The sequence below is a fragment of the Enterococcus sp. 2G9_DIV0600 genome (assembly GCF_002140615.1).
GTDB lineage: Bacteria > Bacillota > Bacilli > Lactobacillales > Enterococcaceae > Enterococcus_D > Enterococcus_D innesii.
Genome location: NZ_NGLL01000002.1, coordinates 239,154 through 252,832, shown reverse-complemented (window position 1 = coordinate 252,832; position 13,679 = coordinate 239,154). Strand labels below are relative to the sequence as shown.

Annotated in this window: 13 protein-coding genes; 9 read left to right on the top strand and 4 right to left on the bottom strand. The window is 40.6% G+C overall.

Translation table 11 applies throughout. The features are described from left to right. The 8 genes from A5870_RS14710 to A5870_RS14675 all read left to right on the top strand — a co-directional run bounded on the left by A5870_RS14710 (position 1) and on the right by A5870_RS14675 (position 7,903). A complete protein-coding gene (locus A5870_RS14710; RefSeq protein ID WP_086293722.1) occupies positions 1 to 2,790 on the top strand; it encodes a DEAD/DEAH box helicase family protein in 2,790 nt (929 codons plus the stop codon). Position 2,791: 1 nt separating this feature from the next. After that, on the top strand, positions 2,792 to 3,544 hold the full coding sequence (locus A5870_RS14705) for a hypothetical protein (RefSeq protein ID WP_086293720.1): 753 nt from the start codon (positions 2,792 to 2,794) through the stop codon (positions 3,542 to 3,544). Positions 3,545 to 3,752: 208 nt separating this feature from the next. After that, positions 3,753 to 4,067: a hypothetical protein gene (locus A5870_RS14700; RefSeq protein ID WP_086293718.1), complete on the top strand. Its 315-nt coding sequence runs from the start codon at positions 3,753 to 3,755 to the stop codon at positions 4,065 to 4,067. Further along, positions 4,064 to 5,143, top strand: coding sequence for a cell division protein FtsK (locus tag A5870_RS14695; protein WP_086293716.1), 1,080 nt, complete (start codon positions 4,064 to 4,066; stop codon positions 5,141 to 5,143). The genes A5870_RS14700 and A5870_RS14695 overlap by 4 nt, the downstream gene beginning before the upstream one ends. A 1-nt stretch (position 5,144) precedes the next feature. Continuing rightward, a complete protein-coding gene (locus tag A5870_RS14690; RefSeq protein WP_086293714.1) occupies positions 5,145 to 5,729 on the top strand; it encodes a hypothetical protein in 585 nt (194 codons plus the stop codon). A gap of 133 nt (positions 5,730 to 5,862) precedes the next feature. Continuing rightward, complete coding sequence (locus tag A5870_RS14685; RefSeq protein ID WP_086293712.1) at positions 5,863 to 6,483, top strand: replication protein; 621 nt, start codon at positions 5,863 to 5,865, stop codon at positions 6,481 to 6,483. Beyond that, positions 6,476 to 6,682 (top strand): DUF3173 family protein, encoded by a 207-nt coding sequence (locus tag A5870_RS14680; RefSeq protein WP_086293710.1) that lies wholly within the window; start codon positions 6,476 to 6,478, stop codon positions 6,680 to 6,682. Before A5870_RS14685 ends, A5870_RS14680 begins: the two co-directional genes overlap by 8 nt. A gap of 3 nt (positions 6,683 to 6,685) precedes the next feature. Continuing rightward, positions 6,686 to 7,903: a tyrosine-type recombinase/integrase gene (locus tag A5870_RS14675; RefSeq protein WP_086293708.1), complete on the top strand. Its 1,218-nt coding sequence runs from the start codon at positions 6,686 to 6,688 to the stop codon at positions 7,901 to 7,903. A 354-nt stretch (positions 7,904 to 8,257) separates the two neighbouring features. On the opposite strand, the gene A5870_RS14670 is transcribed toward A5870_RS14675, so the two are convergent. The 3 genes from A5870_RS14670 to A5870_RS14660 form a co-directional block, all read right to left on the bottom strand. After that, entirely contained in the window at positions 8,258 to 9,094 is an 837-nt protein-coding gene (locus A5870_RS14670) for a PTS system mannose/fructose/sorbose family transporter subunit IID (RefSeq protein WP_086293707.1), read from the bottom strand. Further along, positions 9,078 to 9,866, bottom strand: a complete 789-nt coding sequence (locus A5870_RS14665; RefSeq protein WP_005226797.1) for a PTS mannose/fructose/sorbose/N-acetylgalactosamine transporter subunit IIC — start codon at positions 9,864 to 9,866, stop codon at positions 9,078 to 9,080. Before A5870_RS14665 ends, A5870_RS14670 begins: the two co-directional genes overlap by 17 nt. A gap of 140 nt (positions 9,867 to 10,006) precedes the next feature. Continuing rightward, on the bottom strand, positions 10,007 to 10,969 hold the full coding sequence (locus tag A5870_RS14660; RefSeq protein WP_170924057.1) for a PTS mannose/fructose/sorbose transporter subunit IIAB: 963 nt from the start codon (positions 10,967 to 10,969) through the stop codon (positions 10,007 to 10,009). Positions 10,970 to 11,159: 190 nt separating this feature from the next. Here A5870_RS14660 and A5870_RS14655 point away from each other — a divergent pair, with 190 nt between their 5' ends. Beyond that, a complete protein-coding gene (locus tag A5870_RS14655; protein WP_086293703.1) occupies positions 11,160 to 11,867 on the top strand; it encodes a GntR family transcriptional regulator in 708 nt (235 codons plus the stop codon). Between the two features lie 24 nt (positions 11,868 to 11,891). Here A5870_RS14655 and A5870_RS14650 read toward each other — a convergent pair whose 3' ends face one another. Beyond that, complete coding sequence (locus A5870_RS14650; protein ID WP_086293702.1) at positions 11,892 to 13,667, bottom strand: glycoside hydrolase family 35 protein; 1,776 nt, start codon at positions 13,665 to 13,667, stop codon at positions 11,892 to 11,894. Positions 13,668 to 13,679 lie beyond the last annotated feature (12 nt).

Genomic DNA, 13,679 nt, shown 5'->3' with positions numbered 1-13,679 from the left:
ATGGCAAAAGCAAAGAAAACACCTGCAAATGCTCGTCAATTTCCCCTTATGGATCAGGCTGAACAAGCTGAAAAGGATTTGTTCAGTCAGCACCAAGGTTATGAAATTCCCGAGTACATCAATGCAAATCTAGTCCATACTTTACGTGACTATCAGGATGAAGCCATCCGAAATTACCACTACACGCAAACACAAATTAAGCCGAACCCTCAACATGTTTTATTTAACATGGCGACTGGTTCAGGTAAAACCGATTTGATGGCGGGGCTTATCCTCTACCTTTATCAAGAGCACGGCTATCGTAATTTCTTGTTTACCGTCAACACTAACTCAGTTTTGATGAAAACCAAAGACAACTTGGTAAACGAAAACAGTGAAAAATACCTGTTTCAAGACAAGATTGAAATTGATGGCAAGCACATTTTCGTTAAGCAGGTAGAACGGTTCCCACGTATTCAACAAGACAACACCATTTACATCAAATTATCTTCGGTTCAAAAAGTATCAGATGACTTGTTTGTCGTGAAAGAAAATACAATGGGGCTTTCAGACTATGAAAATCAACCTGTTGCGGTCTTAGCGGATGAAGCCCACCATTATTCCGCAAGTACCAAGTCTGAAAAGGAAGCCGAAAACACTTGGGAATCTGCTATTAACAAAATCTTGCGTGCTCGTGATGACAAGGAACAAAAGAATCTACTCCTTGAATTTACAGCAACAGTCGATTTTGATAAGGACGTCATCTATAACAAGTATCGGGATAAGGTGGTTTACCGCTACCCGTTGAATCAATTCATGTTTGATGGCTACTCCAAGCAGGTTAAACGAATTGAAACGTCCGCAAGCGACCAAGATAAAATGTTGAACGTTGTCTTGCTTTCACAGTTTAGAAAATATCGTGCCCACTCTGAGGGAGTTACTGGCACATTTAAGCCATTGATTATGTTCAAGTCCGCAAAAGTGGCGGTATCTCTAGAAGCTAACAAGGTCTTTAATGAGCTCATTCAAAATCTTAATGTATCGGACTTGCTCGCATTTATCAAACGCCAACAAGTCCTAGACAGCAATGATAGCTCAGCATTGGAATTGGCGTATAACTTCTATATCAAAAATGAAGATGACCTTGCAAAAATTGTCCGTGAGATTAAGAAGGATTTTGACCCTAGAAATGTGTTAAATGCTAACGACACAAGTGGAAATATGCTTGAAAAAGGGCAATATGAAGCCTTGAATACGCTTGAAAGTCCAAACAACCTTTATCGTGTGGTTTTTGCGGTCGCTAAACTGACTGAGGGATGGGATGTTCTCAACCTCTATGATATTGTCCGCATTGAACAGGAAGCTGCGACAAACAAAAATGCCACAATGGTTGAAGCGCAACTCATTGGTCGTGGTGCTCGATACTATCCATTTGAGTTAGATGGCGTGAAAAGTTATCAGCGTAGATTTGATGGGGATACGTCAAACAAACAACTATTCTTAGAAACCTTACACTACCATACCATGAATGAACCCCAGTATCTAAAACAGCTTGTCGGCGCTTTGAAACAAATGGACTTGCCAACGGGTCAAGATAAGAAGAACCCACCAATTGAAATCAAGATCAAGCCAGCGTTCAAGAAAACGGAAACCTATAAAAAAGGTAAAATCTATTATAACCAAGCTGAGGACGTAGCGGATGAATGGTTCGATTCCATTGAGAAATATGGAATCACTCACAAGACAGATGTTGCAAGAAGTCTAAATTATGGTAGCCGTGAAGTCTCCTATCAAGCGAGTGTTGCACTGACTGAAACCAAAACAATCAGTGTTCATAAATTTGATGACCGCTATATCAAAAAAGCGATTCAGCGTTTAGAATTTTATCAGTTTGATAACTTGAGAAAGTATCTCCCAATGCTAAGTTCGATGAAAGAGTTCATATATGGGGGAAAATGGCTAAACGCTGGCAAGATGAAACTATTCTTGACCGTGCCCAAAGAGTACAAGTCAACCGATATTACGGCAGACGAGATTTTGAAAATCACCATTGACCTTTTAAAAGAATATGAAGTTAAATTCAAGTCTGGTTATGTCAAAAAACGCGGTACAAACAGATTTGTTGGCTACCCAATCAATGAGTATCTAACCAACTATAATAAACGAGTACCAGAGTACGATACGGCAAACCTCTTAACTGAAGCAACTCAAAAAGTAGCTGTCTATGATATATCTGAGGACTTCTATGTTTATGACCGTGCGATCGTCAACAAGTTGGAATATGAGTTGATAGAGCGGATTAAAGCTCATGTGACGGAGTTGAAACAGAAGTATCATAAAGCGGTCTACTTATTCCGTATGGATGAGAATATGCACCGTGAATCAGCTAAAAGTGAGAATCTCAAGTTATACCAATATGGCTCACGGATCAATCGTGCTGGCGAAACTGTGGAAATGCACTTGCAAGGCTTTCAACCGGACTTCATTCTGTTCCTTGAAGATAGCGACTTTTATTTCCAGATCTTTATTGAACCCAAAGGAATGAGTGGTGATAGGTTTGTTAGCGAACTTTGGAAACAAGACTTACTGCTGTATATGACAGACCACCAAGCTGAAATGGAATTTGAGGACGGTGTAGATAATGTCAAAATCAGCGGATTGAAATTTTATACAAAAGGCGATGGTCAGAAGACGATACTTGAATTGATGACTACTGTTGGAGTGGACTATCGTGATGTTTTGACTGAACAAGTTGATTTGACCATGGTTGCGGAAAATTTTCCTAGGAATAATATTGGGGAGAGTGAGTAACTTGGTTAAAGTAGCCAAAGAAAACCCATATCCCAAAACTACACAATTGATTTATTCGCAAGCTTCAGAACGCATTGATGAAAAATACAAGGCGTGGGCAAAACGTCAAAAACGTCCTGCAAAGGTCGATATTTATTCCGATACTAAACTCCTGACTAATGTAATAGATTATCATATAACTAAAAAAATAATTGATGGGAATTATTCTAAGCTGGTTAGCTTGGATTTGGCAAAGGCGTTAGTAACCAACTTAGGCTTTAAAGACTTAAACGAAGTGTACTGGGGAGACCCAGAAATTTATTTTGAGGATTATATCGTTACATTACTCTTGGAAATGCAAGAATCAAAGGACTATAGTCGTTACTTTTGGGATATTCCATTATCAACAAAAGAAGATGTTGAAAAATTTTACAAGAATTATAAAGATGAAATTCTTGATGATGGTGAAAGTAGCCAGTCTTTGGTATCAAGTTTTATTGATTTTACCTATAATGTTCACGAAAGCTTAGAGCCTGTTGGAGATGTTTTTGATTTCCAAGATATCAAAGTTGATAATAGCAAACTAAAAAATGTAAGTTCAGAAACACTTACATTTGAAAATTTACCTCATTCATTGGATGTGTTTATTAAAGAAATTCTATTGCCTTTTATTTGGTGCGTTGGGTTTGACGATTTTAATCAGCTCTTTGAGCAAGAGGGGCAAAAGAAGCATAATATTTCCAAAATAAAGATAAAGAAAATCAATAAAAAGTAGTTCAAGTATAACCCTTCGCAGAAAGTGCGGGGGTTTTATTTTTTTTATTTTTAAACTCCCCTACTCCTCAATAAAAAAAATGGCATACTCAGTTCATCAAGTAAAGCAGTGCTTGATAACAAGTCACCAAGTTGGTTGCAAACAACTCGGCGGACGGGTCGGCAAACTGCTGATAGCCGATACTATTAAATTGATGAGGTACAGAACTATGAAAACACGTAATTCACAAAGCACTTACAGTTCAGAAACTACAGGAAAATATATTGCAGATGATAAGCCAATCTATAATGTATCATCTGAAGTTGAAACTCAGTACAACTATATCGAGAAAAAACGTACGGATGAAGTCAAAGGGTATAAACTTTACTTTTCTCAAGAAGGCGTTAATCCTTTTACAGTAAAGTTTGTAAAAATGCCGACATTACCACCGTTTCTTTCAGAAGTGAAACTTGATAACTTAGAAGCTATTGAAATTCGTTCTAATGTTTACTTCCGTGCCGAAGGGATTCGTGTGGTGAAATGATAAAAAATACACGGCTAGAATTAGCAAAGTATTTATTACAGGGATTAAATATGGCCTTGCAGATTGGCGGAGAAACCAGTTACACCAACTCGTTTGATATAAAGGTGGCGGATGAGGGAGTTTCCTTCATCCCCCGTCTACCTGCAAGTTATCTAGTTGATGACGACCTATATCAGAAAATTTTTCTCATCATGAATGCCATGCTTTACCCAGATTTTACTTTGCTTAAACAATCAGGAGCATACTTCGTTCCATTAGATACTGACGATATTCACGTAAAACGTGCTTTGTTCTTCCCGTGGGTCACGGGAATTTCAAAACGGCTTATCATCACTGATATTGAAAGCTTTGTTGTCCGTTTACCACTCAATAGGATTCCTGTCATGAAAAATCTGACGATTGATTTGAATAAAGTCACAAGTATTGCTATTGCGGGCAATAGTGGATCAGGCAAATCGTACGCCCTCACCTACTTTCTCTGCGTTTTGAAACGGTCATCGAAGCTCGTCATTGTAGACCCTAAGTTTGATCTGCCAAGTCGTTGGGGTAGGGAGAATAACGTGCTTGTTGTCGCTCCTAATGCAAGTCAAAGCAAGTCTGATTTTGTATCGGAAGTGAATAGCGAATTGAGCAAAGCGCTTGAATTAATTCAGCAACGGCAACAAGTTTTGTATAACAACCCTACAGAAGATTTTGAACATTATACCATCGTCATAGATGAAGTTTTGGCATTAAGTGACGGTGTAGCGAAACTGATAAAAGACGCATTCTTTAGTTTGCTTTCACAGATAGCCCTATTAGGCAGAGCTAGCAAAGTACATTTGCTTTTGGTTTCACAGAGATTTGATAATAATGCCATACCTATATCAGTTCGCGAACAAATGAACATACTCATGCAGGTCGGCAACATTAACTCCAAAACTACTCAGTTTCTGTTCCCAGATTTAAACCTTGAAGGTATAGTCATTCCGCAAGGTATTGGGACGGGATTGATACAAGTGATAGACTCCGAGCACCCTTTCCAGATTGTTCCATTACTAACGCCTACATTCAATAAATTAGAAGGGATAATGTAAAATGAAAAAATCATATTTTATTCGGACGTTCCGTTTGAATGGCTACCTGCTATTAGCTTGTGTATTACTATTTATTGCTGATTTTGGTTTTAAGTTGGTTGGGATATTCCTGCGAAGTCAAGAAAACGGTAATATGGATAAATACATTCAACTTCTCAATAAGTATGTGCTGATTGTTCAACACGGATTGCAACAGGCGCTAATCGTTTCGATTTTAATCACTCTTGCGATTATCTTACCCGAAATCATTACAAGGATTTTGAAGGATTCAGTGGTAAATATTGGTAAATCAATCTGGATTACTTCTCGGATAAGAAAATTTTTGCAAATGAGGCCAACCCATGAGGAAGAAAAAAACAAGATACTCAGATACAACAAGGTAATCAGTAAAACTATTGTTGACGTTCACAATAATAGCGTTGTCTTCTTGCTGAAAATTCCTAATGAGTTTGGAATACACGGCATGATTTCAGATAACAAAGATATAATACGTGATGAAATTTCCCATCGATTAACTGATTATTCATTTTCAAATGTTGAGCGAGTAAAAAGCTATCTACGCCTTGAAGGAACAAGAATTAGATAAAACAGGACAGCGGAGCTTTTGCTTGCCATCGGCAAGAGCAAAGAGGCTCCGCTGTATTTTTCAGGAAGAAAGAAACGGTACATATTACTACGACAATATGTACCAGTAATCAATAATCAAAGGACCAGATAATATGAAAAAACAGAAAAAAGAGAGACGTTCTAGTAAATGGACGTTTATAATTTACGAGGAAAGTGTGCCAGAAAATTATCTGGATATACTCGAAGAAATGCAAGTGCCATTTGTATTGAGTCCATGGCATGATAAAGATGTTGATAAAGAAACAGGTGCGATACAAAAATCCCATAAACACGGGGCGTTGTTCTTTGATAGTTTGAAAAGTTATTCGCAAGTCTCAGATTTAATCAACGAAAATTTGAATGCCCCAAAACATGTTGAACCAGTTCATTCACCAAAAGGAATGTACGATTATTTTATACATGCACAATCACCAGATAAGGCGCCTTATAACATTGATGATATCGAGAGCGGTTCGGGATTTGATATTGCAAAATTTTTAATGGAGCAAGAAAGTGGAACATTTTTGAACACAGTCATTGATATTATTGAGGAACAAGATTTCACTAATTTTGATTCTCTTGTTAGCTATGCAAGGAAAAACAACGCCCTGTTATTAAGTTTAATAGTAGATAAGACCTATTTCTTTGCTAGATTACTTGATTCAAGAAAGTTTCGGAAGGAAAGAAATAGCACAAGAAAAGCAACGAAGCGTGTAGGTGCAGAAGATGAATAAAGAAATGGTAAGTTGGCAAGATTTAGAACGCTTGGGCTTTCCACCCTACACAGCGAAAAGTATCATTCGACAAGGTAAGGCATATATGGTACAACAAGGATATGAGTTTTATCAAGGGAAGCGGGTGTCCGTTATTCCTTTGAAGGCGGTAAAATCCGTTATCGGTGATATTGAATTGTCATCAGAAGCGGAGGAATAAAAATTGCCAACAACACAATATGCAGGTGTATTTACTGATGATAAGGGGCAGTTTTACTACGAAGCCAGTCTTGGTTTCGACCTTATCACAGGGAAACGCATTAAGAAAAAAGCACGCAAAAATCAGAATGGAAAACGTTTCTTATCGGCAAGAGATGCTTACAAAGAATTAACTCGTGTTCGCAGTGAGTTCTTTCAAACAAATGGCTACTCAAACTATGATATGACCTTTGAGCAATTCATGAATGATGTGTATTTGCCTTTTTATGAAACGGATGTGCTTGAACAGACTTATCAGAGCCGAAAACCAATGCTAAAAATCATCATGAACCGATTCGGAAAAAAACAGCTTCGAGCGATCACCGTTCAGGATGTACAGCATTTCCGCACGTGGCTCTTGTCAAAACGGCGAGGTGGTGCAAACTATTCAAACGGTTATGCAAGTCTGATGTTTTCAACTTTGAAGAAAATTTTAGGAATGGCGGTTAGTTTGCAATATCTGGAAACCAATGTTGCCATGAAAGTGAAAGCAATTCCTAAAGGCAAAGCACAAGTAGCGTACTGGACTAAACAAGATTTTGAAAAGGTCATCAATCAAATTTGCCTTGATAGTTTGTATGAACACCTTTGCTTTGTTATGCTTTGGGTTTACTTTAATACTGGTGTTCGTGTCAATGAAGGAACATCGCTCTGGTGGAATGATGTTGATTTCAAGAAAAAAACATTACGTGTAACGCATATGTTGATACTTGAAAGTAAAACAAACTGGCAACGGCAATCTTACACAAAAACAGAAGCAGGTAGTCGCATTATTAGCCTTGATGATGATACGATTGAAATTTTGAAAACGTGGAAAAAACGACAAGCAGAAGAAATCGGCAATCTTGATTTCATATTTAGCTATGATGGTAACCCAATGATTAAGTCAACCATTGCCCGCATTGTCAAACGGTACGCAAACATTGCAGGCGTTCCAGAAATCGAAGCAAAAGGACTTCGCCACAGTCACGCAAGCTATCTCATTAACGAATTTAATGTATCGGTTCTGATACTTTCAAAACGTCTTGGTCATTCAAGCCCAGAAATTACGTTGAAACACTATTCGCATATGTATTCAGGCATAGACCAAGAAATTGCACAAGTTATGAATGGAAATATCAAAATTGAAACAGCAAAAAAAAGCAACGTCGTATTTAATGGAAATCAGGCAGTGAAAAAGTAACTGTCTCCAACACTGTCACCAAAATAAAATGACCACTCATAAACGTTGATATAAAAGGTTTTGTAGAACCCAAGTTCTACATTGAGTGGGAATAATCTTCAACAAGACAGAAACCTTATGTATCATTGGTTTCTGTCTTTTTTTATTTTGATTCTGACCAATAGATATTCAATACACATCAAAATATTAGTAGACGAGCAAAAAGGGAATGACCAAATTTATTTTTTTCTATGTTTCCGATTGAATTAAATTCTTTACGAGTAAAAACGTACAAATTATTTTATAAAAAAAGAGTGCGGAAAAATATTCCACACTCTTTATTATATTTACATATTCTTATCTATCAGCTGTCTCTTATACACATCTAGATGTGTATAAGAGACAGCCCAAAATACCAAACGCACTCAAAACGATCGACAAGATCAAGATGATCCAAATTACTCGAGTGGAATTTAGTTTCTTTTGGCCTAACATCCAGTAGGTCAGCAAGACGAGCAAGATAGGTACAAGGGATGGCAAGATGGCATCCAACGTGTCTTGGATCACTAATTCGACGCCGTCTTTTTTATAGACAAAAGGAACGGTCGCTTTAACGACAGAGGGAATCAAAGCACCAATCACTGTGACCCCTAAAACGGTTGCGGCATTGGTGAAGGCAGATAATTTGTCTTTCAAGGTCGTCACTAATTTGACCCCTTGTTTGTAACCTAGGGGAAGCAACGCTGCCCGACCGAAAAGTAACGCGATGTTGGCGATGATCCAGATGACACAACCAACAACGGAACCATTTTGCGCCAATGTGCCAGCAACAGAGCCAAAGATCGTTCCCCAAATCACGTGGAACAAGGAGTCACCGACACCTGCCAAGGAACCCATCAAGGCCGTTTTCAAGGCGATGATCGTTTCTTTGGCTTTGTGTCCGTCTTGTTCTTCAATCGCGACATCGATCCCCATGATTAAGTTCCCAAAGATCGCATTAGTATTAAAAAACTGATTGTGGGTCCGCAGCATATCTTGCAGCTGGGTTTCATCATGGCCATAGAATTTTTTCAAGACGGGCAGGATGCCGTAAAGGTAGCCTGAACTCATCATTCGCTCATAGTTCCAGTTTAATTGGCTTGCCAAAATATAACGCCAGCTAATGGTATTCAACTCTTTTTTTGTCAGTTTTTGATCACTCATCGCCATCATATCCTCCTTCAAAATCTCCGGCAGCTGCCGTTGCAACCGTGCCTTTTTCGCTATCACGTTTAAAGACTAACATTGCTGCTACGAGCCCAATGATGGAAACGCCGAGCATTGGCACTTGCAGGTACGCAGCTAAAAAGAAGCCTAATAACAAATAAGGAATGTAGTGCTTTGTTGGCAAGTAGCGTAATAAGATCGCTACGCCGACGACTGGCAAGACGCCACCAGCGGTTTTTAGTCCAGTCATCAGCCATTCTGGCGTGTTATCGGTAATCGTCGTAACGACTGCATCTCCAGCTAAAAGCATCAATAAAATCGGAATCGCCCGTGACAATCCCCATAAGAAAGAACCCGATAAAACTAACCGTGGGATTCGTTTGACTTGCATGTTGTCGATGGCTCTATCGATCCGGTGTAGTAGAAATACGTTACAAAAACGAGCCACGACATCCAGTTGCAGCATCAGCAAGGACACTGGAACTGCTAAGCCGATGCCATATTCCGCGCCGTTTCCTGAGATCACGGCAAACGCCGTTCCCAGTACTGCGCCGGTAAAATAATCTGGGACGGATGCACCACCAAATGCGGCGATCCCTAAACGCATCAACTGCAAGGTCCCACCGACCATCAAACCGGTCTTTAAGTCCCCCATGATCATTCCAGAAATCATTCCGGCGATCGCTGGTTGGGTCAACGTATTGGAAATAAGTGAATCATTAATAGCAATAAAAGCATAAACAGTAATAAGAATGATTTGATACGCTGCTAAATGCATGAATTTTCCTCCTAATTGTATGAACGAGTCTTAACTGGCTGGTTATCGATCGTTATGTCGCCTCAGATAAATTGTGAAAAATACTCGTTTTTTGACAAATCTTCCGCTACATATTCTCCTCGATTCAATCCCTGCCTGGTTTATCCTCGTAATTTCTTCATAAAGTCGATCGATGGTTCATTGGGTACAAGCTGTGCCGTGACGGTGATGCCTTTTGCGGCGATCGCTTCAAAGATTGGTTCTTCTTCTGGCAGCACTTGAATACTTTTGGTTACTTCCCGTGCACCATCTTTGTAGCTCATGTTGCCGACGTTGATCGCTTTGATCGGTCCATCTGCTTCAATATAACGCAAAACATCTTGGGGATTTTTGAAAAGCAAAAACAACCGTTGCTTGCCATAACGACCGGCACGAATATTTTTGGCTGCCGTTGCCACTGGAAGGACGGAAAGTCGCATCGAAGTTGGCGCTGCCATTCGTAAAGAAGATTTTTGTAATGGGTCTGCGGCGGCTTCATCATTGGCCACGATGATCCGTTGCGTGTTTAAACTGGTGGACCAGATACCGGCGACTTGTCCGTGGATCAAGCGCTCATCGATCCGACTATTGACGATATTTTCTTGCCCAGCATACGCACTGTAATCCCCTAATTCCTCTTGCTTTTCTTCTAAAATTTCTTGTTCTGCCTGGTTCATCCCTGCTTTGACATCAACGATGTTTTCTTTGGCTAAGCAAAGCAGCTCGTTGATCGTCGCTCGTTGATTGACGACTGCCTCGATCACTACGGACAATGTCATTCCAGCGAAAATCGCCACTTCGTCATCCTCTAAATAATTCTTGACTGCAACGTTGCACGGGGTTCCTCCTAATAGATCCGCAATAATCAATGTTGAACCGTTAAGGGCTTTCATTTTCTCGTTCAATTCTTTTTCAAACTGCAGATTGTCACTATCTGGTCGTAATGAAACGGTGTGAACGTTTGCTTGCTGGCCTACGATCATCTCGAGACTACTTTTGACCCCTTCTGCCATGCCGCCATGACTGATCAATACAATGTTTTCCACTAATTTCCCTCCTACTCCGTAGGTCGCCCCACTTAACATGTTATGTTCCTTATAAGCATACTATACCACATGGCAAGCCATCCGTAAACCTAATATCTTAACATATTGAATTTTATTTTTAAGGCATGTACAGACTGGAAAACAACATATTTTCTACAATAATTAAGTGGCAGGAAAGGATTTAACATGTTATGCTTGATGTATTCATATGGAATGGAGGGAAACCACTGTGCTGCCAAAGTATGAGCAGATCAAGCAAGATCTTTTACAAGAAATCAAAGACCATAAATTCATTCCCGGCGATAAGTTTTATTCAGAGGCGGATATCAAGCGAATGTATTCTGTTAGTTCGATCACGGCAGTCAAAGCGTTGAATGAATTGACGAGTGCTGGCTATCTGTATCGCATCCAAGGCAAAGGGACCTTTGTTTCAAAAGCAAAAGTATCTCAAAGTGTGAAGTTTTCCGACATTGAGCTGCATTCACTGGACCAAGAAAAGGTCAAGGTCCTTGCGGTGGAAGAAGGAAATGACCCGGAGATTTTGAAAGAATTAGGGTTGGCTGCCAGTGCTTCCTACTACCGAATCAAACGAGTCCGCTATTTTGGCGATGTTCCTTTCTTGGTTCACATCACTCATCTACCGAAGAAACTGATGAAAGAACCGATCGCCAAAAACCTCAACCGATATGCTAGTGTTTATGAGCGGGTCCGAAAAGACTTTGCGATCGACCTTTTCTCATTGGCTTCTGTTGAAACCAACGAAATCGTCTTTCCTGATGACGCTGAATTGTTGAACTTATTGCAACTGAGCTTCCGAGAGCCTGCGGTCAAACAAGTCAAGCACTCCTATTTAGCAGATGGAAGTGTCGCTGAATACATCGTCATCTACAAGCACTGGAAATATTTCAAAACAAAAATAGAAGTAGAGCCCGCGTAAATTTGGGTCTCTACTTCTATTTTTTTATTCTACGACAGGTTGATCACAGAAAACGAGTTCCTTGATCTCAACGCCATCGGTTTCAAATACCACGACTTCGTTGCTGCCTTTTTTCAAAAATTCTTTCGGACAGTATAAGGAATGCACGGGGCCACGTTGCCAATAGCGACCAAGATTGATGCCATTGACGATAACGACGCCTTTGCCATACCCACGGCAATCGATAAACGTATCTCCTACCTCTGTCAGCCTGAAGGTCGTTTGATAAAAGGAGGGGTGTGTCGGATTTTTTCCTGCTTGATAATCGATGGCTTGTAGCTGCTCTGCGGAAAGCGTCACTGGGTAATGACGATAGCCTTGGTGGAAATGAATATCTTGCATGATGCCCCCACGGATGCCTTTGGTTTGCGTAGGCCCATTCAATTTAAACCCGTAATTCACACGCCCCATGTTTTCCACTAAGACATCTAGCTCGATGATTTCTTTATCTGGTGCCCCTTGGATCAACAGCTCCTCGCCTAGCGTCTCTTGGTATTGGATCGCCTGTAATTGGCCGTCGGTAAAAATATGCAGCCGATCGCTAGCTTCTACCACTTTTAGTTTGTTTTCTCGATGATAGTTTTTTAACTGAACCGAATAGAGCAAATAGCCGTAGCCTGTGCTGACAGTTTCCATTGTTAGTGGATACATGTTTTCTTGCGGTGCCATCAGCTGATCTTTGATAGCCAATAATGAGACACTGTTTTCGATGGGAAAGGTTCCTAATGCCGCTAATTGCTTGGTCCGTGGTTTGGCTTGCCACACTTCGGGACAGGCTTCTTTTATGGCTTTTTGTACCTGATAGTATTTGTCGGTAGGTTCTCCTGCTTCTGTCAGTAAAGCATCGTAATCATAGCTGGACACTTGTGGTAGATCCAGCGCTCCCCGAGCGGAACAGCCATTGTAAAAGCCAAAGTTCGTGCCTCCATGGAACATGTAGAGATTCAAGGAGCCGACCGCTAACATCTCTTTGACTTCATTAGCTAAGTCTTGACCGTCTCGCTTGATGATCGGCTCGCCCCAGCGGTTGAACCAGCCATCCCAGTATTCCATGCACATGATGGGCCAATTTTTGCCATGTTTTGCCATAAACTCTTTCATCACAGCCGCATTTTCCTTGGAACGACTGCCGAAATTGCCTGTGACAAAGATGTCGTCTTCAATCAATGTCCCAGCGTCCAGTACTTCTTCCCATGCCCCATCTGAAGTAAACAAGGGTACATCGATGCCGTATTCTTCCATCAACTCCTTGGTCTGGCGCAAATACGCTTTTTCCATTCCATAAGAGCCGTACTCATTTTCCACCTGCATCATGATCACTGGTCCCCCATGGGTGATTTGCAACGGCACAAGTTTTGGCAGCAAGACCTGGAAATAGTTACGCACCTTTGCCATGAAGCGTGGGTCGGTTGAGCGCAACCGCATCGGTTCGTTTAACAGCCAAGCTGGCAACCCGCCAAATTCCCATTCAGCACAAATGTAGACGGAAGGCCGCAAAATGACCATCAAGCCTAGCACTTGGGCTTGCTTTACAAAAGCACAGATGTCTTTCATTCCTTCAAAGTCGTAGACTCCTTCACGAGGTTCGTGGAGATTCCAAGGAATGTAGGTCTCAACTGTGTTGGCTCCCAGTGCTTTTAGATTGTAGAGGCTATCTGTCCATTGCGCCGGTGTCATGCGGAAATAATGGATCGCTCCGCTGATCAATTTGATTGGTTTTCCATCTAACAAAAAATCTTCTTTTATCTCAAACGTTCGCATGTCGTCTTCCCC